Genomic DNA, 26291 nt, shown 5'->3' with positions numbered 1-26291 from the left:
CTCATCCCGGGAATTCGATGGCGGAGTCGATGCCCCAGAGCACGATGGTGAGCACCATGTCGAGGGCGATGATGGCGACGAAGCTGGCCCGCACCGCGCGGCCCGACGCGATGCCGACCCCCTCGGGCCCGCCGGAGGCGAAAAGGCCGTAGTAGCAATGGATCAGGATGACGGTGACGCCGAACATCAGGATCTTGATCACCGCGGCGAGCACGTCGTAGCCGCTGGTGAATTGGAAGAAGTAATGGTTGTACACACCGCCCGCCTGACCGTGCAGCAGGACGATCACCGCCGAACAGGCCAAATAGCTCAGGATCAGCGCGATCAGGAAGGTCGGCACGATCGCGACGGCGCCCGCGATGACCCGCGTGGTGACGACGAAAGGCACCGAACGCAATCCGAGCGACTCGATGGCGTCGATCTCCTCGGAGATGCGCATCGAGCCGATCTCCGCGGTCATCCGGCAGCCCGCCTGCGCGGCGAAGCCGATCGCCGCCGCGATCGGTGCGAGTTCCCTGGTGTTCGCGAAAGCCGACACCACGCCTGTGACCGGCCCGAGGCCGATCAGGTCCAGCGCGGCGAAGGATTGGATGCCGACGCCGGCACCCATCGCGACGCCGAGCACCACCAGCATCGGCACGGTGCCGCCGCCGACGATGACCGAACCACGGCCCCAGGTCATGTCGGTGATGGTGCGCATCGTCTGGGTGCGATAGCGGCGCAGCGTCAGCGGTATCGCCCACAGCGCCTGAAAGACGAAGCCGAGCAGGAAGCCGGTGGTCTCGACAGGGGCGAGAACCCGGCCGCGATTGCGGACGGCGCGATACGCCCAGCCGAGGCCTTTGGGTGCGTAGGGTGTCGCCGTCATCTCAGGCCACCCGCAGCGGCAGGAACATCGTCACGATCTGGGTGATCACCAGGTTGACCACGATGATCGACGCCACCGAGATCACCACGGCGGCGTTGACGCCGTCCGCGACGCCGCGCGGCCCGCCCTTGGCCTCCAGCCCGCGCTGGCAGGCGATGATCACCACCAAGAAGCCGAACAACATCGCCTTGGCCAGCGAGATCCACACATCGGCGACGACCGCGAAGGAGCCGAACGTCGCCCAATAGCTGCCCGGCGTCACGTTCTGCGCGCTGATCGCCACCGCGTAGCCGGACACCACGCCGACGAAGATGATGAGCACGTTCAGCAGGGGCGCGACGAACAGCATCGCCGCCACCCGCGGGATGACGAGCCGGTGCACGGGACTGATTCCCATGGTGCGCAACGCGTCTATCTCCTCGCGCACGGTCCGCGCACCGAGGTCGGCGGCGATGGCCGAGGCGCCGGCGCCGCCGAGCAGCAATCCGGTGGCGATCGGCGCGCCCTGCTGGATCACGCCGAGGCCGCCCGCCGCGCCGATCATGGAGTCGGCGCCGAGTTGATGGATCAGGTTGCCCACCTGCACCGAGACCACCACGCCGAACGGCACCGCCATCAACACCGCGGGCAGCGTCGTCACGGTCACCAAATACCAAGCCTGGCGCAGCATCTCCTGCCACTGGAACCGCAGGCCGATCAGATCGGAGACCGCGCCGCGCACCGACTCGATGCCGAGATCGACCGCACGGCCGAACGTGCGCACGCTGGAAACCGCTGTGGCGCCGACGTTTTCCCGCGCGATCCGGATCGCGCCCCCGTCCGAGGCCGGTGCCGCCTCCTTCATCGTTCCTCCCTGCATCCCCCGTTGCGCACACGCCGATCCGCCTCGGCGCGGGTCGCCGACATCTGGCGCTTCTGGGTAGCCCGATGCCGCGATAATCCGTGACTGCCGACACTTCTGCCGATTGGAAGTAGTCTGCGTCACAATCGAATACAACGATGTCAATTTACCCCGTGACTGGGCGGCGACCCTGGGTTAGCGCGAAATTCATTGCCGCCGTGAGCAAACCGATATACGAGACGGTCGCATTCCGGCGCGACGCGCCCCGGCGGACGCTCGGCTGCGTACACTGTTTCAAGCGGGTGACCAGTTCGCTGGGGGAGTGCTGACGCTCGACGATCGACCACGATGGAGGCGAAGGTGTCAGCGCGACGCGACCAGATCCTCGACGCGGCACGCGATCTCATTCTCCGCGAGGGCTATGCCCAGGCGAGCATGCACGCGGTCGCCCGAGCCGCAGGCCTGACCAGGCCCGCGCTCTACGCCGAATTCGGCGACCGGGAAGGACTTTTCACCGCCCTGCTGGACCGAGAGGAAGAACGCGCGCTCGCCATGGCGACCGCGACCATTCCCGAAATACGGCCGGGAGCCGATCCCGCCGAGGTCGCGGCCGCGGCCACCGACCTGTTCCTGGACGTGGTGCTCGCCGCGCCGGACACGTGGCGATTCGTGCTGCTGCGAGACCGGGCGCTGCCGCCGGTGGCACACGAACGGGTGAAGCGCGGCCGAGCGGTGTTGCGCGAGCGCTCCGAAGCCATGATCCGCCTGATCGCCGCCATGGGCGAGCGGGAGGTGGACGCCGAACTCGTCAGCTACACCGCCATCAGCACGAGCGAGACCGCCGCTCGCCTCGTGCTCGCCGAAGGGGGCGCGCAGCGCCGCGAGGCAGTAGCCGCGACCTTGCGCTGGATCGCGCGCCGGGCCGTGGCCGCCGCGGGCATCGAGGAGGTGGCCGGTGGCGCGCGCGGGTAGCGACGCCGCCCGGCCGCGCCGCAGATACGCCAAGCGCCTGCAACCGGCCGATCGGCGAGAACAGTTGCTGGACACGGCGTTGCGCATTCTCGCCACATCCGGCTTCGCGGAGGTCACGATCGCCGCGGTGGCCGAGGGCGGCGGGGTGACCCGCCCTGTGGTCTACGACCTCTACGCCAATCGCGACGACCTGCTCGGCGACCTCATCGCCCGCGAGACCGCCCGCATGATCGCCGCCACCGCGTACGTGGCCGAGCGCGACACCGCGGCCGCCGATCCCAAGGCGGCGCTGCTCGCCGGATTGACCCGCTTCCTGAGCGATCTGCGCTCCGTCCCCGACAGCTGGCGGCTGGTGTATTACCCGATCGACGGCGTACCCGTCGCACTGCGTCCGCCGATCGAGCGGGCGCGCGACGAACTGCGCGCGCCGCTGCGACGGCTGCTCGGCGACTGGCTGGCCGGCCGACCGGCCGGCGAGCACACCGACGAAGTGGACCTCGACGTCTTCGTCGAGATCGTGCAGGGCGCCGTCCAAACCGTGGCCCGCCAGATGCTGACCGACCCCCAACGCTTCGACGTCGACCGAATCCTGCGCGTCGTCGATCTGCTGCTCTACGAAAATCCCTGAACCCGTGCCCATGGACCCGGAACGAGGTACGGGTTCGCCTCGCTCGGAACGGGACACGACCCGCCTCGAACGGTTCCGTCTGGGACGCATCCCGCCCGATTCATAGACAACCGTGTTCACCGACACTTATGGTCTAGCCATGACGAAGTTCGACGGCAAGAGTTGCCTGATCACCGGGGCGGCCAGCGGCCTTGGCCGAGACACCGCCCGTGCGGTCGCGGCGAAGGGCGCGTCACTGATCCTCACCGACATCGACGACGCGGGCCTGCGGCGCACCGCTGGTGAGTTGCGCGACGCGGGCGCCACCGTGCACCTGGCCGAGTCGCTCGACGTCAGCGACCACGCCGCCGTCGCCGCGCTGGCCGCGAAGACGCACGACGCGATCGGCAGCGTCGACATCGTGATGAACGTGGCGGGCATCGCCACGTGGGGGACCGTCGACCGGCTGACCCACGATCAGTGGCGGCGCACGATCGATATCGACCTGATGGGACCGATCCACGTTATCGAGGAGTTCCTGCCGCCGATGATCGACGCGGGACGCGGCGGGCACCTGGTCAACGTGTCCTCGGCCGCGGGCCTGTTCGGTCTGCCGTGGCACGCGCCGTACAGTGCAAGCAAATTCGGGCTGCGCGGCGTCTCGGAGGTGCTGCGCTTCGACCTGCGCAGGCACGGGATCGGCGTCAGCCTGGTGTGTCCTGGCGCGATGTCGACGCCGATGGTGAACCGGGTGGACATCGCGGGCGTCGATCGGGAGGCCGACGCCGTGCAAGCGGGGTTGAAGCTGTTCCTGCGGCACGCCGTCACACCCGAACAGGCCGCGAAAACCATTGTGCGCGGGGTGGAACGGAACCGGTACCTGATCTACACCTCGCACGACATCCGGATCGGGCATTGGGCCCAGCGCTATTTCCCGCCCTCTTACAACCTCGCCATGCGAGGTCTCAACTGGGCGATGCAACGGTATGTCGACAAGCCTGGTGTGCTGCGCGCACGATAGGCCTACTTCCCGCCTTCGCTCCCGCCGTGCGCGGATCGTCGAAGGACTCGTCCGGCTGTGCCCAATCGTTTCGCCACAGACCTCGGAGAGGATTCGCCATGGTCGAGCCGCTGATCAGCGCCACCGGCGCGCCGCCGGACGCACGCTTCGACATCGGTCAGGTGCGCTATCCGAAACTGCACGGGTCGTCGACGGTTCCGATCCCGATGTCGGACGGCGCGGTGCTCAGCGCCGACGTCCTGCGACCAGGCGATCGATCGGGGCCGACCGCCGAACCGCTCCCGGCGCTGATCAACTTCACCGCCTACAACACGATGCTCAACCGGCACGGCATGCGCGCGAACGAGGCGCTGCGCGCGCTGGCCCGGCGCATCGCACCGTCCGATCGCGTCAGGATGACCGCGCGGGACGTGCTGCGCACCCCGGCGGGCGGGATCATGGAACCGTTCGGGATCAACCGTACCGCCGTGTCGCGCGGCTACGTGGGGTTGATGGTGGACGTGCGCGGCACCGGAAGTTCCACCGGCACTTGGGATTTCTTCGGCCATCGGGAACAGCGCGACTACCTCGAGGTGCTCGAATGGGTGCGCGCGCAGCCATGGTGTGACGGACGCGTCGCGGTGACCGGACTGTCCTACGGCGCTATCGCGGCGCTCATCACGGCGGGCCTGCGCCCGGAGGGCCTCACCGCGGTGTTCGCCATCGAGGCGGGCGAGAATCCGATCCGCGAACTCGGGCTCACCGGCGGAGTCCCCACGCCGGGCATGATCGCGTGGATCCTGTTCGTGCACGGGGTCGGGCACATTCCCGCCATGCCCGGGCTGGTGCGCAACGGGCTGCTCGGCCACTACCTGCGCGATCGCGTCACCGCGGGCTCGGACTGGCTGCGCAAGGCGCTGCGGATCGCGCTCGACATCGACCACCCCGACGGCTATCTCAATCCGGAGTGGGCGGCCCGCCTGGCCCATTTCGAGGAGATCGACGTGCCCACCTGGATTCAGGGCGGCTGGCACGATGTCTACAACCGCTCGAATTTCCGCATCTACGACCGCATTCCGGTCGCGCCGGGCGCCAAGCAGGTTCTGGTGGACGACTCTTACCACCTCACGCCGGGCTCCGGGTTCGGCGATCCCGGCAACCCGCAGGCGCTCGACCAACTCCAGTGCGCGTTCTTCGACCGCTGGGTCAAGGGCATCGACAACGGCATCGACGAATTCGGACCGGTCACGGTGCGCAGGCAGGGCGACGGGAGGTGGGTGCAGCGCGCCGAGTTCCCCGACCCCGCGACGCGGGTACATCGGCTCTACCTCACCGACGTGCCGAGCGGCACCGCGGGACACGCCGCACGCGACGGTGGATTGTCCTCCGTGCCAACGAATACCGAACTCCAGCTGCCGGTCCCGACCGGCCGGGTCAGCGCGGCCTCCAACAACACCGCGGTGATGACGATGGGCATCGCGCTGCTGTTCGGCGACCGATTCGGCAACGACGACCGGCGCAGCGAGGCCACCGCGCTCACCTTCACCAGCGCGCCGTTCACCACCGACACCGTGCTCTCCGGCCCGATGAATCTGCACCTCGTCGCGGCGGCCGACGGCGCCGACGCCTTCTGGTCGGTCATCGTGTGCGACGTGCGGCCCGACGGCGCGTCGGTGCCGCTCACTCGCGGCGCCCTGCTGTCCACGCTGCGCGCGATCGATTCCGCCGACAGCTATTACGCCGAGGACGAACTGCTGTTCGCCATGCACCCGATGACCGCCGATTCCGCGCAACCGCTCGAACCGGGCCGGCCCTTCGAGATCGACATCGAGATCAATCCAACCGAGGCCCTGCTCCGCGCCGGGCACCGGCTGCGAATCTCGGTGAGCCGCACCAGTTCCCCGCGCCACCTGATTCCACCGTGGAAGCAGCGGCAGATCGCGGGACAACGCATTCTGCTGCGGCCGGACACCCCGAGTTATCTGAGCTTTCGCGCGCTCGGCGTCGGCGACTGAGATCCGCCGCGGGCGGCCTATCGGCGATCGTTGCTGTGCGATCGCGAGACCGGAACAGCAAGGGGGAGCGCAACGCAGCGGCCTACCGTACTATCGCGTGCGGAGACACCGGCCGGTAGCAGAAGGGGGGACGGTGTGGGACCTCGCCTTCCGGCGACCGCGCGCGACGGGGTGGCGTGGGTGCGCCGCTTCGCGCGCACGACACCGGGTCTGATCGGTGCGCTCGCGCTGGTGATGGTCACGCTGTGCCTGGTCGCGGGCTTCACCGGAGCGAATCAGTTGAGCGGGAAGATCGATCGGCGCGACGCCACTCTCGCGGGTACCGAGCCACTGGCTTACGCGGCGCAGAACCTGTACGTCTCGCTCTCGGCGGCCGACGCGGCCGCGGCGGAAGCCTTCCTGACCGGCGGTATCGAGACACCGCAGGTGCGCGCCCGCTACCAGCAGGCGCTCGCCGACGCGGCCGACGCGCTGGCCCAGGCCACCGCGGGCGCCTCCGACGAACGGACCCGCCGCATCGTGGCGGCCATCAGCGCCGAATTGCCCGCGTACACGGGGCTGGTCGAGACCGCGCGGGCGAACAACCGGCAGGGCTTCCCGGTCGGCTCGGCCTACCTGCGCGAGGCGTCCGACATCATGCAGGACTCGCTGCTGAAGAACGCCGAAGAACTCAGCTCGCTGCGTTTCGCCGCCGTGCACGAGGACCAGCGGGCGATCGGCGCGTTGCCGTTCACCACGATCACGACGCTCCTTCTGGTGCTCATCGCTTGCGGCGCCGGCTCTTTCGCGCTGCTGCGCCGCACCAACCGGCGGGTCAATCCGGGACTCGTGGCCGCGGCGGCCGCGACCGGCGTCGCGCTGCTGTGGACCGTGCTCGCGACCACCGTGGCCGCGACGGCACTGGAGACCGGCCGGGACGGTGCGGCGGTGCGCTTCCAAACCCTCGCCGAGGCAAGGATTCTAGCGCAGCAGGCACGCACCGCCGAGACGTTGCAGCTGGTCACCCGCGGCGACATCGCGGCCGGGGAGGAGACGTACACCCGCCACACCGCGGCGCTGCGTGACCGCCTCTCGCGGGTGACCGGCGCGGATTCGCCCGCCGCCGCACGGTTCGAGGACTGGACGGCCGGTCACCGCCGTCAGCTCGCGGCCTACCAGGCGGCCGACTATCCGGCTGCCGTGGATCAGGCCATCGGCGCCGGACCGGAGACCTCGGCGACCCGATTCGCCGAACTCGACGAATCGCTGCGCGCGGACGTGCAGCAGGTGCGCAGCGACCTGCGCGGCGGCGTCGACGCCGCGGGTGACGCGCTGACCTGGAGCCCCTCCGCGGTCCTGCTGCTGATGCTGTTCGCGGCGGGCGCCGCGGTCGTCGGGCTGTGGCCACGGCTGAAGGAGTTCCTGTGAGAAGACGGCTGTGCGCGCTGGTCGTCGCCTCGATCGCGGTCGGCCCGCTGCTCGCGGCGTGCAGCACAGACACTTCCGTGCCCGCGACGCCGCCCGCCGCGGCGGTGAATCCGGCTCCGCCGGAGTTCGCCGCGATCACCACGCCGGGGCAAGCCGAGAACGAATGCGACGCCGAGGCCAGCCTCCGGCCGGGGCCGCTGCCGCCGCCGGGCGCGATGCCCGCGGGTTCGCCGATGGCCGCGATCGTGGCCAACGGCCGGGTCCGGGTCGGCGTCGACCAGAACACCTACCTGTTCGGCTTCCGCAACCCGACGACCAACGAGCTCGAGGGCTTCGACATCGACATCGCCAGGGAGCTCGCCAGGGCGCTGTTCGGCGACCCCAACCGGATCGAACTGCGCTCGGTGACCGCCGAGGAGCGCATCTCCGCACTGCGCGACCACAAGGTCGACCTGATCGTGCGCACCTTCTCCGCCACCTGCGAGCGCCGCCGCGACGTGGACTTCTCCGCGGTCTATTACCGTGCGGCGCAGCGCATTCTCGCGCCCAAGAACTCCGGTATCCGGTCCAGCGCCGATCTCGGCGGCAAGCGGGTGTGCGTCGCAAGGGGCACCACCGCGCCCGGCCCGCTGTTCGCGCTGCCCAAGCGGCTCACCGTCTTCGGCGTGACCAACTGGACCGACTGCCTGGCCGCACTGCAACAGGGCCACGTGGACGCGATCAGCGCCGACGACCCCATCCTGTACGGCTTGGTCGCGCAGGACCGGAATCTCGAGGTGGTCGGCGAGCCCATCGGCACCGGCGCGTACGCCATCGGAACGGCCAAGGGCGCACCGGAATTGGTGCGTTTCGTCAACGCGGTGCTCGAACGCATCCGCTCGGACGGTACCTGGCAGCGGATCTACGCCGCGCACCTGAGCGTTCTCGGTCCATCGCCCGGCCCGCCGGAAACCCGGTACACCGCGTGATCCGGACGACCATGCAGCCGCTTTCCCTCGCCGAAATCGATCGCGAACTGGATTCCCGCACCACCCAATTCGACGCGATCACCGCCACGTTGCTGGAATTGGACCGCCATCCCGGCCTGACCTTGCTGCGCCGTTTCCCGCCCGCGGGTCTCACCGAGCGCCGGTGGACGCCGATCCGCGCCGAACTCGACTTGATGTGGCAGGACTTGGCCCGGTTGCAGACCATCCTGGATGCGGCGCGCACCGCGCGCGGCGGCCGGTCCCGCCTGGACGCCGATGCGCGCGCCGAGCTGACCCGGCTGCTCCGCGGACGGCCGCACGAGGTCTCACGCGCACCGATTCCGCTGGCGCAGCGCTCCCTCACCGGCCCCAGCGAGCGGGTGCTGTTCGTCGGGCTGGCCGACACGGTGGACCGCATGCGCGCGACCTTCCCCCGGATCGCCGCCTTCCTCGACGAGGTCGGGGCGGTCAACGACATGGTGATGGCCGGGCTCGCGCCGCTTCAGGCCCGGCTGGACCGCGCGGGCGCCGTCACCCCTGAACTGCGGGACATCGGGGAGGCGATCGGCGAGCTGTTGGGCCGATCGGCCACCGATCCGCTGGCACTGACACCGTCCGAGATCGACGCCCGCGTCGCCGAGATCGGCACGCGCCTGGACCGTGCCGCCGATCTGCTTGCCGAACTGACCTCGATCACCGGAAACTGGGACGCCGCCGTCGCGGCGACTCGCGATCGGCTGACCGTGCTCGCCGAAACGGAGACACGGGCCGAACGCGCGCGTGCGGAAGCCGAGCGCAAGATCCGCACCGGCCCGTTGCCGGTGCCCGATGCGGCGCACCGGATGCTCGGCGCGGAACTGACCGCCCTCGAGTCCACGCCCGGTTCCGCCGCGGCGCTGCACGAACTCCGCCGCCGGATCGCTGCGGCGAGCGCGACGGCAGCGAGCGCGGCAGAGCTCGCCCAAGGCTTGCTCGACCGCCGCGCCGAGCTGCGCGGGCGGCTCGCCGCCTACCGGGCCAAGGCCACCAGATTGGGTATCGGCGCGGACGACGAGCTCACGGCGCAGGAGAAGAGCGCGACCGAGCTGCTGTCGCATCGCCCGTGCGATCTCGCGGCGGCCACCCGCGCGATCGCCGACTACCAGCGGCTCATCGCGGAGAGATCGGGGAGGAGATCATGACCTGCACCGAACCCGGCTGCGACGGGGCGGTCGAGGACGGCTACTGCACGGTGTGCGGCACCGCACCCGCTGCCACCGCGCCGACGACCACAGCGTCGCCGACAACAGCGCCGAAGGCAGCGCCGACGACCACAGCGCCGAAGACAGCATCCGAGACCACAGCGCCGCAGGTAGCGTCGGAGACCACAGCGCCGGAGACGACCGCGTCACCGGCCGCACGCACCGACGCCTGCGCCGAACCAGGCTGCGAGGGAACCATATCCGGCGGCTACTGCGACACCTGCGGCACCGCGCCCGCGGCGGCCGGAACCGCCGCCGCCTCGGCCCGGACCACCGGACCGGGTTCGAGGGGCTCCGCCCGCTCCGTGCGCACCGGCCGCTCGACGTCGTCGAAGCCGAGCGCGCGCGGACGGCTCGGCGCTGGATTGGTCGACGTGCCGCGCGTGCCGCGGATCCACCCGAGCTCGGCGATCCTGGCCGACCCGATGGTCGCCGAGTCGCAGCGCTTCTGCGGCGCGTGCGAGCGCCCGGTCGGCCGGGGACGCGAGGGCGCGCCCGGCCGCACCGAGGGCTTCTGCCCGAACTGCGGCACCCGATTCTCCTGCGCGCCCAAGCTCTTCGCGGGCGATCTGGTCGGCGGCCAGTACGAGGTGGTCGGTTGCCTGGCGCACGGCGGCTTGGGTTGGATCTACCTGGCCACCGACCGCAATGTCGGCAATCGCTGGGTGGTGCTCAAGGGTCTGCTCAATTCCGGCGATCCGGACGCCATGGCGGCGGCCGTCGCCGAGAAACGATTCCTGGCCGAGGTCGAGCATCCGAGCATCGTCAAGATCTTCAACTTCGTCGAGCACGCCGGACCGGACGGCGTCGCCGTCGGCTACATCGTCATGGAGTTCGTCGGCGGCACGTCGTTGAAGCAGATCCTGCGCAACCGGCGCGACACCGACGGCGGTTACCTGCCCGTGCCGCAGGCCATCGCCTACATTCTGGAGATGCTGCCCGCACTCGGACACTTGCACTCGCTCGGGCTCGCCTACTGCGACTTCAAGCCCGACAATGTGATGCAGACCGACGAGCAACTCAAGCTCATCGATCTCGGCGCGGTGATCGCCATGGACGATCAGGACAGCGCCATCTACGGCACGATCGGCTATCAGGCCCCGGAGATCGCGGCCACCGGGCCGACCGTCGCGACCGAGGTGTACAGCGTCGGCCGCACGCTGGCCGTGCTGATCATGCACATCCCACAGCAGGACGGGCATTTCGGCGCGTTGCCGGGACCGGACGCCGAACCCCTGCTCGCCCGCTACGACTCGCTGTACCGGTTCCTGTCGCGGGCCACCGACGCCGATCCCGAGTCGAGGTTCGCCTCGATGGAGGAGATGACCGACCAGCTCACCGGTGTGCTGCGCGAGGTGCTCAGCGCCGACGACGGGTCGCCGCGCCCCGGTATGTCGGCGTATTTCGGGCCGCCCCGTGCGGTCTTCGGCGTCGGCGCCGCGATGAAGCCGGAGGCCGTCGTCGCCGGTCTGCCGGTGCCGCTGGTCGACGCGAGCGACAGCGGCGCCGCGCTGCTCGCCACCACGGCGGGGACGACGCCGGAGGAACTGGAGCGCGCCTTCGCCGACGGCCTGCGTTCGGTGGTCACCGGCCGCGCCGAATCGGTGGAGATCCCGCTGCGCCTGGTGCGCGCCGCCCTCGACGTCGGCGACCCGGCGCAGGCCGAGCGCAGGCTCGCCGAGCTCGCCGATCGAATACCCGGCGACTGGCGGCTGGCCTGGTATCGCGCGCAGGCGGGGCTGCTCGCCGGCGATTTCGCTTCGGCTCGAGCCGAATTCGAGGCCGTCTACGCCGCGCTGCCCGGTGAACCGGCGCCCAAGCTCGCGCTGGCCGCAGTGGCCGAACTGGCGGCCGAAGGACCCGTCGCGGCGCGCTACTACGACACCGTCTGGCGCACCGATCGCGCCTTCGCCGCCGCGGTGTTCGGTCTGGCGCGGGTACGCCGCGGCACCGGCGATCGCGACGGCGCGGTCGCCGCGCTCGACCAGGTCGACCGGTCCTCCTCGCTGTACACCGACGCGCGCGTGGCCGCCGTGGACGCGCTGCTCGCCGAGCGTGCGCCCGCCGAGCTGAACGAGTCGGTGCTGCGCGATGCGGGCGGCAGGGTCGACGCGCTGGCGCTCGACTCCAAACGCCGCGGCGCCGAGGTGCGCATGCGGGTCTTGGACGCCGCGCTGGCCTGGCTGAGCGGCGGCGGGGCGGCGACGAATCACGCTCCGCTGCTCGGCGTCTCGCTCGACCACGGAGGTGTGCGCACCGGATTGGAGCGCTGCTACCGCGATCTGGCGCGCGAAACCGACGACATGTGGGCACGTTTCGAGTTGGTGGACCGCGCCAACGCGATTCGCCCGAGGACCACGCTGTGAGCCACGAGCGGGGCGGAGACCCCGCGGAACCCGCCGAGCCCATCCCGCCCGACGATCCAAGCCCGCCCGCCGAACCCGGCCGGTCCGCCGAGTCCGGCGCGGGCCAGGCCCCACCCGACCAATCGACTTCGACCGTGAGTGCCGACTTGACCCCATCTGCGAGCGCCCCTCCGACCTCCTCGGCGGACACGGTGCCGACCATGCCCCTGGCGACGCCCTCCGCACCGCCGCGTACCTCGCCGCGCTGCCCCGACTGCCAGGAGAACATTTCGGTCACCGATCGGTACTGCGAAGCCTGCGGCCGCGAACTGGGCGCGCGCCGGGTCGCGCTGCCGTACCCGGAATCCGAGTCGGCGACACCTCGCCCGTGCGACGCGTGCGGCGCGCAGCAGTACGACGCGGACGGCTACTGTCGCGGCTGCGGCCAATTGCGTGCCCCGCGAGACCGTTTCGAGGCCGACCTCGGCGCGGTGTGCGTGGCCACCGACCGCGGCATCGCGCACGCGCGCAACGAGGACTCGGTCGCCGCCGCCGTGGTGGAAGACGCCCCGGGCGGAGCGCATCCAGCGCCGCGGACCGTCGTCATCGTGGTGTGCGACGGCGTCTCCACCTCGGAGGATCCGCAGGCCGCCTCCGGCACGGCCTCGCGCTCCGGCGTCGACGCGACGCTCACCGCGCTCGCCGAAGGCCGCGACGCCCCCGATGCCGCGCTGGCCGGACTGGCCGCCGCGGCGCAGGCGGTCCGCGATATCGCGGTGGACGAGAGCCACGCTCCCTCCTGCACGTACGTCTCGGCGATAGTGCGCGGTTACGACGCCGACACGTTCGAGATCACGGTCGCGAATGTCGGTGACAGCAGGGCGTATTGGCTCGTCCCCGCGCCCGGCGCGCCCGACATCCCGCCCTCGCAGCGGCTCACCGTCGACGACTCGTGGGCCCAGGCGCTGGTCGACGCGGGCGCCATGGACGAGCAGACCGCCATGAAGGACCCAAGGGCGCACACGCTGCTGCGCTGGCTCGGCGCCGACTCCGGCGATCGTCCGTGGTCGGACACCTGCGTGCGCGTCTTCCGCACCCGCGGCCCCGGCCTGCTCCTGCTGTGCAGCGACGGACTGTGGAACTACCAGCCGGACGCGCACGGGCTCGCCGCGCTGGCGACGGCGCCCGAGCCGATGCGGGCGGCCCGCGACCTCGTCGAATTCGCTCTGCGCAGCGGGGGCAGCGACAACATCACCGTCGCGCTCGCGCGGGTGCCTTGATCGACCAGCCAGGAGAAGTACTGTGAATTCTGTTGCCGACAACGGCATCTCGGTGGTCGTCGACCAGAACGAGTATCTCGCGGAGGGTGCGGGCACGGTCGACGCGGTGGTCAGCGTCGAGACCGGCACCGGCTTCGTCGCGGCAGGGCCGCCGCCGGAGCGGGTGGAGATCCTGATCATCGACTGTTCGGGGTCCATGGGCAACGCCAAGAAGCTCGACGGCGCGCGCCGCGCCGCCATGGCAGCGCTGGAGGCGCTGCCCGACGGCACCCGCTTCGCGATCGTGCAGGGTACGTCGATGGCCCGGCTGGCCTTTCCCACCGACGTGCCCTCGGTGCCCGCGGACGCGACCACCCGCGCGGCGGCGCGCCGAAAGCTCGACAAGCTGCGTGCCGACGGCGGCACCGCCATGGGCACCTGGCTCGGCCTGGCCAGGCAGCTGGCCAAGAAGCACGAAAACGCCATGGTGCACGCCATCCTGCTCACCGACGGCAAGAACGAGCACGAATCGCCGGAGTCCCTCGCCGCCGAGATCGCGCAGTCCGAGGGCGTGTTCACCTGCGACTGCCGCGGCGTCGGAACCGATTGGCGAGTCGACGAATTGCGCGCCATCGCCTCGGCGTTGCACGGCACCGTCGACATCGTCGCCGATCCCGCGCACCTCGCGGCCGATTTCGCGGCGATGACCCAGACCTCGATGGCGAAGGCCATTCCGGAACTGACGCTTCGGGTCTGGACTCCCGCCGGTGCGACGGTGCGTTTCGTCAAGCAGGTCGCGCCCGCCATCGAGGACCTCACGGCCCGCCGCGTCGAGGCGGGCGCGCAGGTGGGGGAGTATCCGCTCGGGGCGTGGGGCGCCGAGGAGCGCGACTATCACGTTCAGGTGCGGGTCGAGCCCGCCGCGCCCGGCCGGGAGAAGCTCGCGGCGCGGGTCAGCGTGATCGCGGGCGGCGAGGTCGTCGGGCAGGGTCTGGTGCGCGCGGTGTGGACCACCGAGACCGAGCTGTCCGCCCGGATCAGCAGGCGCGTCGCGCACTACACCGGTCAGGCCGAGCTGGCTGACGCGGTGCAGGAGGGTCTGGCGGCCCGCAAGAACGGCGACGTGGAGACCGCTACCGCCAAATTGCGGCGCGCAGTGCAGCTGGCCGCGGAATCGGGCAACGAGAGCACCGCGAAGCTGTTGCGCGGCGTGGTCGAGGTGGACGAGCGCAACGGCACCGTCCGGCTGCGGTCCCGCGTGGAGGCCGCCGACGAGATGGCGTTGGACGCTCGCTCCACCAAGACCGCGCGGGTCCGCAAGGAGTCCTGATGGTGACCTGCCCCGAGGGACACCGTTCGGCCGCGCTCGACTACTGCGATGTGTGCGGAGCGCCGGTCGGGGAGCCGCCGACGACGGTGGCCGCGCCACGCTGCCCGGCCTGCGGCGTGCCGAGCGGCGGACGCTTCTGCGAGGAGTGCGGCCACGATTCGGCCCTGTCGCCGTTGCCCGATCAGACCGCACCCGATCCGTTCCCGCGCGAGGTGACACCGGCGGCTGCCGAGCCCGCGACGGTGCGAGCGTCGCCGGTGATCTGGATCGCGACGGTCACCGCCGATCGTGCCTTCTACGACCGGGTGCTGGCGCGCGAGGGACCGGACGCCGACCGCGTCGAGTTCCCCGCGTACTATCCGCCGCGCCGAATCACCTTGCGGGGCAATGAGATCCTGATCGGCAAGCGCAGCGTCTCGCAGGGCTTGCACCCCGGCATCGACCTCGGCATCGCCCCCGCCGACGTGGGCGTCTCCCGCGCCCACGCACTGCTGCATCTGACACCGACTGGCCTCACCGTCACCGATCTCGGCTCCACCAACGGCACCAGCCTCAACGACAGCGACGATCTCATCCCGGCGGAGCAGCCCGTCGCGCTGCGCAGCGGCGACCGCGTCCACGTCGGAGCCTGGACCACCATCACCCTGACCGCCGAGCCCGCCTGAGGTCTGCGATCATGGCCCGATGGCCTCCGCCGTCTATCTGATCACCGGTATTCAAGCCGCGGGCAAATCCACGGTGGCCCAGGCGCTCGCCGAGCGCCTGCCCCGGTCGGCGCACGTGCGCGGGGACACCTTCCGCAGATTCGTGGTGAACGGCCGCGAGGAGATGAGCCGGGAGCCGTCGGCGGCCGCCCTCGATCAGCTGCGGCTGCGCCACCGGCTCGCCGCGTCGGTCGCCGACGAGTACGCCGCCGCAGGTTTCACCGCGATCCTCCAGGACGTGGTGCTCGGCGAGTTCCTGCCCTACACCGTCGACCGGATCCGCACCGATCCGCTGTACGTGGTGGTGCTCGCACCGAGCCAGGAAGCGATCGCCGCCCGCGAGGCGGCCCGCGGCAAGGACGCCTACGACACGTTCACCGTCGCGGCGCTCGACGCCGCACTGCGGGACGGCACACCCCGGATCGGGCTGTGGCTCGACACCTCGGAGCTCACCGTGGCGGAGACTGTCGACGCCATTCTCGACACCGTGGGACCGATCGAACGGCAACCGGCGAAATCCTGAGCGTTCCCGGCGCTACAGATCGTCGCGCAGCACAGCCCGGCGCGTGAGCGGCTTGGTGGCAGGCCCTTCCAGCACCGTGCCGTCCGGCGCGAAACGGGAACCGTGCAGCGGGCAGTCCCAGGACCGCTCGGCGTCGTTCCACCGCAGGATTCCGTACAGATGCGGGCAGATAGCCGAGACCTCGGTGGTGACCCCATCGACGGTGCATATCCCGGAAGGAACGAGCCCGTGGCGCTCGACGCGGCCGCAGCCCTCCTCGGGTACGGCCGCATCACCGCCCCCGATCATGCGCAGCCACCCTGTCGAGAGCTGTTGCGCCACAGCCGTGTTCGCTCGCGCGCCGGAGAGCAGCGAGCGCAGCTCGGCGGGCCGCCAGGTCGCGAAGGTGCCGGACCAGGACGGCGGCTTTCCATCGATCCTGCCCGCCAGTGCGAGCGCGGCGGCCACGCCGTTGGTCAGGCCCCATTTGGCGTAGCCGGTCGCGACCAGGATGTCGTCCCGGCCGGGCAGCAACGGACCGACGTAGGGCAATTCGCCCACCGGGTGATAGTCCTGGGCCGACCAGCGGTGCAGCACCTCCGCGCCGGGGAACCACGCGCTGGTCCAGTCCAGCAGTTCGTCGGCGTGCGCGGCCGCGGCGTCGGTTCGCCCGACCGCGTGCCCGCTGCCGCCGACCAGGAGCAGATCTCCCTCGGGCGTCGGGTGGTAGCGCACCGAGCGGATCGGCTGACCCGCGCTGATGTACATGTCGTGCGGCACCGGCTCCGGCGTACGGAACGCCGCGAGATACGAACGCTCGGCCGTGAGTCGTGCGAAGAAGCCGCCGCGGTCCAGAATAGGGGTCCCGGTGGCCAGCACGACCTTCTCCGCGGTCAGATCGCCGTGTTCGGTCTGCACGATCAGCTCGCCGTCGGCGCCGTGCACGCCTTGCGCGCGGGTCGATTCGTAGATCGGGGCGGTGTGCGCCTCGACCTCGGCGGCGAGCGCGGCCAGTACGGTCATCGGGTCGATCTGCGCCTGCTCGCCGAGCCGGACCCCACCGTACGACGGGAACGGCGTGTCCAGCTCGCCGAGCAGTTCGGTCGGCAGGCCCGCCGCCCTCGTCGCGCCGAATTCGGCTGTCACCGCGGCTTTTTCGCGTTCGGACTGGGCGTAGGTGAGCGCCGCGCTGCGCTGATACGCGATGCCGCGTTCGTCGCAGAATCGCAACAGCCAATCCTGACCGTCGCGGTTCGCGGCGAGGTACTCCGCCAGCACGCCGATGCCGTGGCGTCCGGCGATGTGCTGCGCGCGAGTTCCCTGGAGCAGACTTATCTTTCCGGTCGTGCCGCCGGTCGTCCCGACCCCGACGCGCCTGCCCTCGACCACCGCGACCTGACTGCCGTTCTGCGCCAGCAGCAGCGCCGTGACGAGACCGGTGATCCCGGCGCCGATCACGACGATGTCGTAGCGCGAACCCGGCGTGAGCCGCAGACGCGCCGGTACTTGGGCGTCGTTCAACCACAGGGACGTCATAGTCGGGAGATAGCCCTTCGATTCGGCCCGAAACCCGTCGCAGGCCCGGGCGATCCGCTTGTGAGCGGCGGTGCGGATTGCGGCGGCACGTCCCGGCTCACTTCGGAACGAAAATGCCGGTCAGATCGGCTTTCCGGATGGGAGTGTCCGGATTGGCCTGGGCGGTGCACATCAATTCGATCGAGGCGATGGCGGCGTCGACCATCCGGTCGTCCGGCGGCTCCTGGCCGCTGCGCTCCTGCTCCAGGAATTTCGTGACGGTGGTTCGCTGCTTGTCCGCGTCCTGTTGCACGAACTCGTTGCACGGGGTGTCGCCGCCTTTGTTCACGGCTTTCTCGGCTTCCTCACAGCCCACCGCGAACAGCGCGGTCGAGGCCAGCGCCGCGGCGGCGAAACTACGCATTCTCATCAGAACTCTCCTGGTGCGGTGCCGCTCAGAAACCGGCGAGGCCGGACGCGAGGTCATCGATGTCCAACGCCTCCATCACCTGCTGGCGCACGTCGGGGCATTGCTGGATGGTGGCGGTGTCGACGATGGTCTGGTCGGCGATGACGGCGTCGTTGAGCCCGCCGTTGCGGAACGCCCAGCTGTGCACCGTGGCGTTGAAGCTGACCCGGCCTGCGACCGCGCCTTGCTCGCGCCACTTGCCGACCTCGTCGCGCATCATGTCGCACAGCTGCGCGGCCGCGGCCGGCGTCACCTCGTCGGGATTCGGCACCTCGGCGCTCGTCGGTGATGGAAACGTCAGCGATATGCCACCCTCGGTGGGGGTGGCCGGCACCGGAGCGGTGTCGCCGTCGTCGCCGCATCCCGCGACGAGCGAGCCGGCGAGCAGCAAGCCCGCCAGCACGATCGAGTCCCGGCCGAGCAGCCGAGTTCCGTTGAATGTCATCATGTTTCCTTCCGCGCACCCCGTCGCCGATCGGTGGTGCGATCAGTGACCGCGGTCGTCGTAGAGCGCGTCGCCGTGCTTCTTCTGGACACGCTTGTGCTCGGCGAATACCAGTGCGGCGCCGACGACGATGCTCAGCGCAGCGACGATGCCCGCGACCACCGCCCAGCCCTCGAAGCCGTAGCCTGCGGCAGTGAGCGTCAATGCGACGAGGACGATGCCGAGGCCGACCAGGACGATTCCCGGCCAGTTCTTGGCGTCCTCGATCGCCTCGCCCGCGTGAGTACGCGTGGTCCGGTGATGGTCTGGGAACACACCTTTGGGCGTTTTGTCATGATTCTCGGCACGCATAGTGAACTCCTTCCGGTCCAACCGTCGGACAGGCGCCGTTCGACGGATACCCCGGAAATCGCTATGCAATCAGCCCGGCCGAGCGGCGTCAGCCCACAGACGTGCTGTGGCGATCGCCGAGGAGAGTGGTGAACAGCCGGTCCCAGGCGTGCAGGAACTCGGTCAGACCGAAATTGGCCTGGGCCCATTGCCGCGCGGCCTTGCCCGCCAATTCGGCGAACATCGGCTCGTGCACGAACTGGCGGACCGCCTCGGCGAGTATCGCGGGTTCGGTCGAGACCACACCGGCCTCGGGCGGAATCGATGCGGAGACCTCGGTGGTACCGAGTGCCACGATCGGCATGCCCAGATACATCGCCTCGAGCACCGACATGCCGAGCGACATCCAGCGCGGCACGTGCAGGAACACGCGGCGGTGCGCCAGCTCCGCGTGCAGCCGGTCCTGGGCGAGATCACCCGCGCCGACGATCCGGTCGGGGGGAGCGTGCAACGCGTCGGCCAGCCGTTCGGTGCCGGAACCGTAGACATCGATCGGCGCGGCTTCGGAGAGCGGCGCGAGCAGATCGGTGCCGGTGATCCGGCAGCGGCGCACGGGATCGTGGATGATCGTCGCCGCCCTCGGCAGTTCGCCGGTGTAGAGGTGGCCAGGATCGGGAATTCCGTACGGGATCACCATGCTCGGGCAGCGGCCGTTGTCCCACATCAACCGGTTGAACTGGGTGACGTGCACCAGCGGGATGTCGGAACGGCCCGCGAGTGGATGCCTGGTCAGCGCGGCGTGCTGATGCGGCGTGTTGTGTTCGACGTACACCGCGGGCACGTCGATGCCCGGTGCGCGGCCGAGCCATTCGTGCGCGAGATCGATTTCCCTCGGGCGTTGCAGAACAACGAGATCGACGTCGGTGTCGACCAGGTCGGCGGGTGCGATGTCGACCGCGTTCGCGGGCCAGGGACGACCGCACCTGCCACGCGCCCATTCGCCGCGGCGTGCGTCGTAAGGCACCAGATAGCGATGCCCGCCCTGGACGAATGCTGTCATCCAAGGGCTGTGCGCGTGCCACACCAGGACGTTCAGCGGTACGGACGCCCCGTTCGAAGTTGTCGTCGGAGCTTCCATACGTCCCGATTGCCCCGGCAGACCCACCCGAAACATGGGCCCATCGCCCCTGCCGGGGGTATATCAGGTGGTGACGGCCCGCTGCCTGGCCGGCTCCAGCTCGTAGATGGCGTAGGCCGCCCTGATCACCGGCTCGGCGACGTTGCGCACCCTGATCCCGCCCGGCGTAGTCCCGCGCTCGGTGCCCGCGTGCGCGTGCCCGTGCAGGGCCAGATCCGCGCCGAATTCGTCGATCGGTTCGCCGAGCAGATAGGACCCGAGGAACGGGTAGATCTCCCTCGGCTCGCCGTGCAAGGTGTCGCTGACCGGTGAATAGTGCGTCAGCACGACGGTGACGTCGGTGTCGAGCTCGGCCAGCGCGCCGCGCAGCGAATCGGCGAGTTTGACAGTGTGGCAGGCGAATTCGCGCATCACCGGCTCACCGAACACGCTGGCGCACTTCCCCGCGAAGCCGCCGCCGAAGCCTTTGGTGCCCGCGACCCCGAGGGTCTGCCCGTCGATCGACACGGTGGTCGAACTGCCTTCGAGCACGGTGATGCCGTAATCGGTGAGCAAGGCGGTGATGTCGTGCTCGGCGTCGCTGTGATAGTCGTGGTTGCCCAGCACGGCGATCACGGGCACGCCGAGATCGGTGAACTCGGTCGCCACCACGCGCGCCTCGTCCAGCGTGCCGTGCTTGGTCAGGTCTCCGGCCAGCATGAGGACGTCGGCGCGCAGCGGGAGTTCGCGTAAAACGGGTCGCAGCTGACCGGTGGATTCGGCACCCAGGTGTATGTCGCCTACCGCGGCGATCCGCATGGTGTCAGCTCCCTTCGTGCGACGACAGGTGTTCGGTTCCGGTCGGTGCGGTGGGCACCATGACGCGCACGTCGTTGTGGATGACCACGCCGGGCAGCTGCTCGCGCACCACCTGCTCCATCTGCTGTTTGCGCTGGGCGCTGGTCACTTCGCCGTCCAGCACCACCACCTCGCCGCGGATGGTGACCTGCACGCCGAGTTCGGCCGTGCGGGGGTCCTCGGCGAGCGCGCGGCGCAGACGGGCGACGAGATACTGGGGTGTCTCCATCGGCTCAGCCTTCTTCTCGATCCTGGTGCCCGGCCCCTGTCCAGCCGGCGTCGGTGATACCGAGGTCGTCGACGAGGCCGAGAAAGGCTCGGGCGTAAGGGGATTCCTTCGTCTGACTGCGCACGGCGGCCCAGTCCACTTGCTCGCGCAGATCACGCGCGATGTGCAGCAGCGGGCTCAGATCCAAGCGGTGCGCGTCGAAGACGAGCAGTTTGTCGATCATCAGATCGGTCGCGCTGATCACCGGCGCCACGGTGGGGCCGACGCGCATGACCGTCGCCCGGTCCAGCAACTCGTCGGTGACGTCCCGGCAATTGGGCCGGTAGATGACGTCGACGAGGGTGTCGCCGTCGTAGACCTTGGACAGCCAGTCCTCGGGCGGCTCGCACACCCGCAGTCCAGCCTTTGCGAGCGCCTGGATGGCCCGCGAGATGTCGGCCGGCTTGACGAAGAGATCCACGTCGTGATCCGAGCTGGGACCGCCGCGTGCGTACACCGCGCAGCCGCCTGCCACCGCGAACCTGATCTCCGCTTCGTGCAACGTGTTCGCCGCGCGGGTCAGGGCGTGCAGCAGTTCGTCCATGGTCGCGACCATGCTGCGGTTGTACCCGGCGGATACCGGGTTAATCAGGGGTTCAGTGGGTATGCGAAGGCGTGCGGCGGGCCGGGAAACGGCCCGCGAGGTACCTATGCGGAAGGGGCGGTGAGATGCCGAAGACCACCCGACGCGGCGACGCGAAGAAGTCCGAGCTGCCGAGCACGCTGCGCAGGTCCGACGAGAAGGCCCAGCGCACATTCGCGAAGGCGCACGATGCTGCCCTGGAGGAATACGGCAGCGAGGAGCGCGCCTACCGCGTGGCCTACAGCGCGATGAAACACAGCTACGAGCGGGTCGGCGACCACTGGGAGCCGAAGGAACGGCGCGGTCCCTCCGACGAACGCGCCGAGAGCGGTGGACCCGACGCCCGAGGGGAAACCGCCGAAGGCGTGAACGCCAACGCGACCAAGAAACACCTGATCAATGTCGCGGGTCGCCTCTCGATCACTGGGCGGTGGAAGATGAGCAAGAACGAACTCATCTCGGCGATCGAGAAGGAGAATCGCCGGAAGACCGCACGTGCACGTCGATGACGACACCGCCTCGGAACGTGCGGGTCGAGACCGCGACGACGGCAGGAACGAAACCGATCTCGAACGACTGGACCGCAACTGGGCCAGCCTGATCCAGGAGTTGCGCGTCGTGCAAACCGGCGTGCAGTTCCTGATCGGCGCGCTGTTGGTCCTGCCCTTCCAGGCCGAGTTCGCGGGGGTGTCGCAGCAGATGCGGATGCTCTATCTGGTGACGGTCGCCGCGGCGTTCGGCGCCACCGTTTTCCTGGTGGCGCCGGTGTCCTGGCACCGGATTCTGTTCCGCAGGCATCGGCTCGGCAATGTCGTCTCGGCCGCGCACCGGTGCGCCATGGCTGGCGTCGCGCTGCTCGGAGTCGCACTGGTAGGAGCGTTGATCCTCGTGGTCGACGTCGTGGCGGGCACTACGGCGGGGGTGATCGCCGGTGTCGTCACCGCGGCGCTGTTCGCCCTGACGTGGCTCATCGCGCCGTGGCGGTGGCGCGCCGGGAGCCGGCCGCACCAGTGACGACCGCGGCGCTCGCGGGCGCGGCGCGGCGGTAGGCCGCCAGCGTGGCCGCTGCGACGCGATCCCAGGAGTACCGGCCGCGCGCTCGCTGACAGCCCGCCGCACCCCAGGTTTCGCGCAGTGTCTCGTCCTCGAGCAGCGGGCGCACCGCGCGGGCAACGGCCTCGGGTTCGGCGGGGGCGACGAACCTTCCGGTGACGCCGTCGACCACGGTGTCGAGCATCCCGCCGACAGCAGTCGTCACCACCGGCTTGCGGCAGGCCATCGCCTCCAGAGGGACCAGGGCGAACGGCTCGTACCACGGCGTGCACAGCACCACGTCCGCCGAGCGGTAGAGCCGCGGCATGGCGCTGTGCGGCACCTGGCCGAGCAGCCGAACCCTTTCCTGCACACCGCATTCCGCGGCGATGCGGCGCAGCCGTTTGGATTCGCCGTCGTCGTCCACGTCGTCGCCGATCGGGCCGCCCGCGATCACCAGTTCGGTCTCGGGCAGGTCCGCCAACGCGCGCACCGCGAGGTCGAATCCCTTCCTGCGCATCAGCCGTCCGGCAGCGAAGACCCGGTGCCGCGCCTTGCGGCCCGCGGCGGAGCCCTCGGGACGGAAGGCCGAGAGGTCGACGCCGCAGGGCGCCACCGAGATACGGAAGCGCGGCACGCCCATCCTGACCAGTTCGACGGCCTCGTCGGCGCTGGTCGCCAGCACGTGCGCGGCCCTGGTCGCGATGAGTCGCTCGAAGCGGATGCGCGAGCGCGGGTTGGGGTCGGCCAGCCCGTGGTGGCGGCGCTCCACGGTGCCCAACGCGTGGAAGGTCACTACCACCGGGATGTCGTTGGCCTTGGCCGCCAGTTCGGCGGCGAGCGCGGAGATCCAGAAGTGCGCGTGCACCAGATCGGGGGTGTCGCGCGCCCAGTGCTTGCGCAGGAAGGTGCCGAATTCGCCGAGGTGGGGCAGCGTCCGGTCGGGGCTGAGCGGCCGTGGCGGCCCCGCGGGAACGTGCACGACGCGGTACCCCTCCCTGGTCGCCACCTCGGTCCTGACGTGCGGGTCGTCGCGCCGGGTGTAGACCGTGACCCGGTGCCCGCCGCGGACCAGCGCCGCCGCGAGCGCCGCGACGTGCACCTGATGACCGCCACCGGAATCCGCGAGCGGGCTGACGTGCTCGGACACCATGGCGATCTTCACGGTTGCTCCGTTCGGCGAGGGGACGGACGCACGACGTCACCCGGCGCGGCCATGGCCAGGGCTTGCGGTCGGCGATATGTGCGGGATATGCCCGCCCGAGCGGTTCGCAAACGGTGTATCTCGCGCTTTCCGTGCGAGGAGGACGCCGCGAAAGGCCCGATGAGCTCGGTTTATTCGCATCGAATGCGGGCAGTCGGCCGGACGAGAGGGATTGATGGCAGGTAGGAGGAGACCAGTGAACGAGCGATCGGGTAACGGCCCGGACGGATCCGGCGCCGATCCCAAGCAGCGACAGCTCGAGACACACCGGGTCGACCGGGAGCGCGGTTACCTCACGACCCAGCAGGGCGTGCGCGTCGAGAGCACCGACGACGCGCTGGCCGCAGGAGACCGCGGTCCCACCTTGATGGACGATTTCCACGCGCGCGAGAAGATCACCCACTTCGATCACGAGCGCATCCCCGAGCGCGTGGTGCACGCCCGCGGCGCGGGCGCCTACGGATACTTCCAGCCGTACGACAACGCGCTGGCCGACGTGACGGTGGCGAAGTTCCTCACCGATCCCCGCGTGCGCACCCCGGTCTTCGTACGGTTCTCCACCGTCGCCGGATCCCGCGGCTCCGCGGACACGGTGCGCGACGTGCGCGGCTTCGCCACGAAATTCTATACCGCACAGGGCAATTACGATCTGGTCGGGAACAACTTCCCGGTGTTCTTCATCCAGGACGGCATCAAGTTCCCCGATTTCGTGCACGCGGTGAAACCCGAGCCGCACAACGAGATTCCGCAGGCCGCCTCGGCACACGACACGCTGTGGGACTTCGTCTCGCTGCAACCCGAGACGCTGCACGCCATCATGTGGCTGATGTCGGACCGGGCGCTGCCGCGCAGCTACCGGATGATGCAGGGCTTCGGCGTGCACACCTTCCGCCTGGTCGACGCCCGCGGCAAGGGCACTTTCGTCAAGTTCCACTGGAAGCCGAAGCTCGGCGTGCATTCCCTGGTGTGGGACGAATGTCAGCAGATCGCCGGACGCGACCCCGATTTCAACCGCCGCGATCTCTGGGACTGCATCGAGGCGGGCCAGTATCCCGAGTGGGAGCTCGGCGTCCAGCTGGTGCCCGAGGAGCGCGAATTCGATTTCGATTTCGACCTGCTGGACGCGACCAAGATCATTCCCGAGGAGCAGGTCCCGGTCCGGCCGGTCGGTCGGATGGTGCTCGACCGCAATCCGGACAATTTCTTCGCCGAGACCGAACAGGTCGCCTTCCACACCGCGAATCTGGTGCCCGGCATCGACTTCACCAACGACCCGCTGCTCCAGATGCGCAATTTCTCCTACCTGGACACCCAGCTGATCCGGCTCGGCGGGCCCAATTTCGCCCAGCTCCCGATCAACCGGCCGGTCGCCGAGGTCCGCAATCACCAGCAGGACGGCTACGGGCAGCATGCCATCCCGCAAGGCGAAGCCGCCTACACCGAGAACAGCATCGGCGGCGGCTGCCCGTTCCTGGCCGATGCCGGTGCGTTCCAGCACTACACCCAGCAGATCGACGGTGCGGCGCTGCGCAAGCGCGCGGAGAGCTTCAAGGAGTACTACCGGCAGCCGAGGATGTTCTGGCGGAGCATGTCCCCGATCGAGGCCGAACATATCGTCGACGCGTTCGCCTTCGAACTGGGCAAGGTCGTGCGACCGGAGATCCGCGAACGGGTCGTCGAGCATCTGGTCCGCATCGACTCCGATCTGGCGGTGCGGGTGGCGGGCAAGCTCGGCATCTCCGCTCCGCACGCCGATGTCGACACCACCGGGGCCTTCGTCTCACCGGCGCTGTCCCAGGCCGGCACCGCGATGGACACGATCCAGACGCGCAAGATCGCGGTACTGGCCGCCGACGGCGTCGACGCGACCGGGGTGCGCGCGCTGCGCACCGCGCTGACCGAACGCGGCGCGATCGTCGAGGTGCTCGGGCTGCACGGTGGGGCAGTGCGGGGCGACGGATCCGACGGTGACCAGCTCGCCGTCGATCGGGCGCTGGTCACCGCCGCCTCCGTGCTCTACGACGGCGTTGTCGTCTCGGGAGGGGCCGCCGCGGCGGAGACTCTGGCGCGCAACGGTTCCGCGGTGCATTTCGTGCTGGAGGCGTTCAAGCACGCGAAGGCCGTCGCGGCCTTCGGCGCGGGCGTATCGGTGCTGCGCATCTCCGGCATCGTTGCCGACACGCCGCCGGATGGCGATCTCGGCATCGAGCACGGCGTGATCACCACCGAGTCGAGCGGCGGCGCGCTCCCGGACGAGTTCGTCGACGCGTTTTCCGAGGCGCTGGCCAAGCATCGCAGCTGGCGTCGCGCGACCAGTGCCGTGCCGGCTTGAGAAGAGGGCCCGAGAAGAGGGGCCGATAGTCCTCGGAGACACGGATCTGGTCGCCGGGCGGTCGGCGAGGACGGATACT

General features: G+C 69.9%; 26 protein-coding genes. 15 read left to right on the top strand and 11 right to left on the bottom strand.

Annotated elements, in window-relative coordinates; translation table 11 throughout:
* Position 1: 1 nt before the first annotated feature.
* The gene (locus NX1_RS09335; protein WP_068056631.1) at positions 2-868 is read right to left on the bottom strand and encodes an ABC transporter permease; all 867 of its coding nucleotides are present in this window, start codon (positions 866-868) and stop codon (positions 2-4) included.
* 1 nt (position 869) lies between these two features.
* A complete protein-coding gene (locus NX1_RS09330) occupies positions 870-1712 on the bottom strand; it encodes an MlaE family ABC transporter permease (RefSeq protein WP_068056629.1) in 843 nt (280 codons plus the stop codon).
* Between the two features lie 357 nt (positions 1713-2069).
* On the opposite strand from NX1_RS09330, the gene NX1_RS09325 reads away from it, so the two are divergent.
* From NX1_RS09325 to NX1_RS09265, 12 genes are all read left to right on the top strand, one after another.
* The gene (locus NX1_RS09325; RefSeq protein WP_169812208.1) at positions 2070-2681 is read left to right on the top strand and encodes a TetR/AcrR family transcriptional regulator; all 612 of its coding nucleotides are present in this window, start codon (positions 2070-2072) and stop codon (positions 2679-2681) included.
* A complete protein-coding gene (locus NX1_RS09320) occupies positions 2665-3309 on the top strand; it encodes a TetR/AcrR family transcriptional regulator (RefSeq protein ID WP_068056625.1) in 645 nt (214 codons plus the stop codon). Before NX1_RS09325 ends, NX1_RS09320 begins: the two co-directional genes overlap by 17 nt.
* Before the next feature lie 139 nt (positions 3310-3448).
* Entirely contained in the window at positions 3449-4309 is an 861-nt protein-coding gene (locus tag NX1_RS09315; RefSeq protein WP_068056623.1) for an SDR family oxidoreductase, read from the top strand.
* A 98-nt stretch (positions 4310-4407) separates the two neighbouring features.
* Positions 4408-6303, top strand: a complete 1896-nt coding sequence (locus tag NX1_RS09310) for a CocE/NonD family hydrolase (protein ID WP_068056621.1) — start codon at positions 4408-4410, stop codon at positions 6301-6303.
* Positions 6304-6438: 135 nt separating this feature from the next.
* Positions 6439-7710 (top strand): GlnX family signal transduction membrane protein, encoded by a 1272-nt coding sequence (locus tag NX1_RS09305; RefSeq protein ID WP_245668405.1) that lies wholly within the window; start codon positions 6439-6441, stop codon positions 7708-7710.
* Positions 7707-8678 carry a glutamate ABC transporter substrate-binding protein gene (locus tag NX1_RS09300; RefSeq protein ID WP_068056619.1) on the top strand — a complete coding sequence of 324 codons (972 nt, stop codon included), beginning with the start codon at positions 7707-7709 and terminating at the stop codon, positions 8676-8678. Before NX1_RS09305 ends, NX1_RS09300 begins: the two co-directional genes overlap by 4 nt.
* Positions 8675-9859: a hypothetical protein gene (locus NX1_RS09295; protein WP_245668404.1), complete on the top strand. Its 1185-nt coding sequence runs from the start codon at positions 8675-8677 to the stop codon at positions 9857-9859. Before NX1_RS09300 ends, NX1_RS09295 begins: the two co-directional genes overlap by 4 nt.
* Positions 9856-12285: a serine/threonine-protein kinase gene (locus tag NX1_RS09285; protein WP_084501265.1), complete on the top strand. Its 2430-nt coding sequence runs from the start codon at positions 9856-9858 to the stop codon at positions 12283-12285. Before NX1_RS09295 ends, NX1_RS09285 begins: the two co-directional genes overlap by 4 nt.
* Before the next feature lie 200 nt (positions 12286-12485).
* A complete protein-coding gene (locus NX1_RS09280; protein ID WP_068056615.1) occupies positions 12486-13544 on the top strand; it encodes a zinc ribbon domain-containing protein in 1059 nt (352 codons plus the stop codon).
* 22 nt (positions 13545-13566) lie between these two features.
* On the top strand, positions 13567-14853 hold the full coding sequence (locus NX1_RS09275) for a vWA domain-containing protein (protein ID WP_068056613.1): 1287 nt from the start codon (positions 13567-13569) through the stop codon (positions 14851-14853).
* Complete coding sequence (locus NX1_RS09270) at positions 14853-15518, top strand: double zinc ribbon and FHA domain-containing protein (RefSeq protein WP_068056611.1); 666 nt, start codon at positions 14853-14855, stop codon at positions 15516-15518. The genes NX1_RS09275 and NX1_RS09270 overlap by 1 nt, the downstream gene beginning before the upstream one ends.
* Positions 15519-15537: 19 nt before the next feature.
* Complete coding sequence (locus tag NX1_RS09265; protein ID WP_068056609.1) at positions 15538-16080, top strand: AAA family ATPase; 543 nt, start codon at positions 15538-15540, stop codon at positions 16078-16080.
* Positions 16081-16092: 12 nt separating this feature from the next.
* On the opposite strand, the gene NX1_RS09260 is transcribed toward NX1_RS09265, so the two are convergent.
* The 8 genes from NX1_RS09260 to NX1_RS09225 all read right to left on the bottom strand — a co-directional run bounded on the left by NX1_RS09260 (position 16093) and on the right by NX1_RS09225 (position 21617).
* The gene (locus NX1_RS09260) at positions 16093-17595 is read right to left on the bottom strand and encodes an FAD-dependent oxidoreductase (protein ID WP_068056607.1); all 1503 of its coding nucleotides are present in this window, start codon (positions 17593-17595) and stop codon (positions 16093-16095) included.
* Between the two features lie 97 nt (positions 17596-17692).
* Positions 17693-18004 (bottom strand): hypothetical protein, encoded by a 312-nt coding sequence (locus NX1_RS09255; protein ID WP_084501264.1) that lies wholly within the window; start codon positions 18002-18004, stop codon positions 17693-17695.
* 25 nt (positions 18005-18029) lie between these two features.
* The gene (locus NX1_RS09250) at positions 18030-18488 is read right to left on the bottom strand and encodes a hypothetical protein (protein ID WP_068056777.1); all 459 of its coding nucleotides are present in this window, start codon (positions 18486-18488) and stop codon (positions 18030-18032) included.
* A gap of 42 nt (positions 18489-18530) precedes the next feature.
* Positions 18531-18839: a hypothetical protein gene (locus tag NX1_RS09245; protein WP_068056775.1), complete on the bottom strand. Its 309-nt coding sequence runs from the start codon at positions 18837-18839 to the stop codon at positions 18531-18533.
* Between the two features lie 88 nt (positions 18840-18927).
* Positions 18928-19878: a glycosyltransferase gene (locus NX1_RS09240; protein ID WP_245668403.1), complete on the bottom strand. Its 951-nt coding sequence runs from the start codon at positions 19876-19878 to the stop codon at positions 18928-18930.
* A gap of 141 nt (positions 19879-20019) precedes the next feature.
* A complete protein-coding gene (locus tag NX1_RS09235; protein WP_068056603.1) occupies positions 20020-20754 on the bottom strand; it encodes a metallophosphoesterase family protein in 735 nt (244 codons plus the stop codon).
* Positions 20755-20758: 4 nt separating this feature from the next.
* Entirely contained in the window at positions 20759-21022 is a 264-nt protein-coding gene (locus tag NX1_RS36875; RefSeq protein ID WP_068056601.1) for a BON domain-containing protein, read from the bottom strand.
* 4 nt (positions 21023-21026) lie between these two features.
* Positions 21027-21617: a nucleotidyltransferase family protein gene (locus tag NX1_RS09225; protein ID WP_068056599.1), complete on the bottom strand. Its 591-nt coding sequence runs from the start codon at positions 21615-21617 to the stop codon at positions 21027-21029.
* 113 nt (positions 21618-21730) lie between these two features.
* On the opposite strand from NX1_RS09225, the gene NX1_RS09220 reads away from it, so the two are divergent.
* Positions 21731-22153, top strand: coding sequence for a ChaB family protein (locus NX1_RS09220; protein WP_068056597.1), 423 nt, complete (start codon positions 21731-21733; stop codon positions 22151-22153).
* On the top strand, positions 22140-22658 hold the full coding sequence (locus NX1_RS09215) for a DUF6328 family protein (protein WP_068056595.1): 519 nt from the start codon (positions 22140-22142) through the stop codon (positions 22656-22658). Before NX1_RS09220 ends, NX1_RS09215 begins: the two co-directional genes overlap by 14 nt.
* Here the strand turns inward: NX1_RS09215 and NX1_RS09210 are convergent.
* Positions 22612-23841 carry a glycosyltransferase gene (locus tag NX1_RS09210; protein ID WP_068056594.1) on the bottom strand — a complete coding sequence of 410 codons (1230 nt, stop codon included), beginning with the start codon at positions 23839-23841 and terminating at the stop codon, positions 22612-22614. The genes NX1_RS09215 and NX1_RS09210 overlap by 47 nt on opposite strands.
* Positions 23842-24055: 214 nt before the next feature.
* Between NX1_RS09210 and NX1_RS09205 the strand changes: the two genes are divergently transcribed.
* Positions 24056-26212, top strand: a complete 2157-nt coding sequence (locus NX1_RS09205) for a catalase (RefSeq protein WP_084501263.1) — start codon at positions 24056-24058, stop codon at positions 26210-26212.
* The last annotated feature ends 79 nt before the right edge of the window (positions 26213-26291 follow it).

Origin of the sequence: Nocardia xishanensis NBRC 101358, from assembly GCF_001613365.1 — a bacterium.
In the GTDB taxonomy this organism is placed as follows: domain Bacteria; phylum Actinomycetota; class Actinomycetes; order Mycobacteriales; family Mycobacteriaceae; genus Nocardia; species Nocardia xishanensis.
The sequence above is the reverse complement of the archived record's forward strand: the minus strand, read 5'-3'. Positions and strand labels throughout refer to the sequence as shown.

What these genes read in the sequence shown, in the direction of transcription:
- NX1_RS09335 (WP_068056631.1), bottom strand. Translation starts at nt 868, where the DNA reads ATGACGGCGACACCCTACGCACCCAAAGGCCTCGGCTGGGCGTATCGC.
- NX1_RS09330 (WP_068056629.1), bottom strand. Translation starts at nt 1,712, where the DNA reads ATGAAGGAGGCGGCACCGGCCTCGGACGGGGGCGCGATCCGGATCGCG.
- NX1_RS09315 (WP_068056623.1), top strand. Translation starts at nt 3,449, where the DNA reads ATGACGAAGTTCGACGGCAAGAGTTGCCTGATCACCGGGGCGGCCAGC.
- NX1_RS09310 (WP_068056621.1), top strand. Translation starts at nt 4,408, where the DNA reads ATGGTCGAGCCGCTGATCAGCGCCACCGGCGCGCCGCCGGACGCACGC.
- NX1_RS09285 (WP_084501265.1), top strand. Translation starts at nt 9,856, where the DNA reads ATGACCTGCACCGAACCCGGCTGCGACGGGGCGGTCGAGGACGGCTAC.
- NX1_RS09280 (WP_068056615.1), top strand. Translation starts at nt 12,486, where the DNA reads ATGCCCCTGGCGACGCCCTCCGCACCGCCGCGTACCTCGCCGCGCTGC.
- NX1_RS09270 (WP_068056611.1), top strand. Translation starts at nt 14,853, where the DNA reads ATGGTGACCTGCCCCGAGGGACACCGTTCGGCCGCGCTCGACTACTGC.
- NX1_RS09265 (WP_068056609.1), top strand. Translation starts at nt 15,538, where the DNA reads ATGGCCTCCGCCGTCTATCTGATCACCGGTATTCAAGCCGCGGGCAAA.
- NX1_RS09260 (WP_068056607.1), bottom strand. Translation starts at nt 17,595, where the DNA reads ATGACGTCCCTGTGGTTGAACGACGCCCAAGTACCGGCGCGTCTGCGG.
- NX1_RS09255 (WP_084501264.1), bottom strand. Translation starts at nt 18,004, where the DNA reads ATGAGAATGCGTAGTTTCGCCGCCGCGGCGCTGGCCTCGACCGCGCTG.
- NX1_RS09250 (WP_068056777.1), bottom strand. Translation starts at nt 18,488, where the DNA reads ATGACATTCAACGGAACTCGGCTGCTCGGCCGGGACTCGATCGTGCTG.
- NX1_RS09245 (WP_068056775.1), bottom strand. Translation starts at nt 18,839, where the DNA reads ATGCGTGCCGAGAATCATGACAAAACGCCCAAAGGTGTGTTCCCAGAC.
- NX1_RS09240 (WP_245668403.1), bottom strand. Translation starts at nt 19,878, where the DNA reads ATGACAGCATTCGTCCAGGGCGGGCATCGCTATCTGGTGCCTTACGAC.
- NX1_RS09235 (WP_068056603.1), bottom strand. Translation starts at nt 20,754, where the DNA reads ATGCGGATCGCCGCGGTAGGCGACATACACCTGGGTGCCGAATCCACC.
- NX1_RS36875 (WP_068056601.1), bottom strand. Translation starts at nt 21,022, where the DNA reads ATGGAGACACCCCAGTATCTCGTCGCCCGTCTGCGCCGCGCGCTCGCC.
- NX1_RS09225 (WP_068056599.1), bottom strand. Translation starts at nt 21,617, where the DNA reads ATGGTCGCGACCATGGACGAACTGCTGCACGCCCTGACCCGCGCGGCG.
- NX1_RS09220 (WP_068056597.1), top strand. Translation starts at nt 21,731, where the DNA reads ATGCCGAAGACCACCCGACGCGGCGACGCGAAGAAGTCCGAGCTGCCG.
- NX1_RS09205 (WP_084501263.1), top strand. Translation starts at nt 24,056, where the DNA reads ATGGCAGGTAGGAGGAGACCAGTGAACGAGCGATCGGGTAACGGCCCG.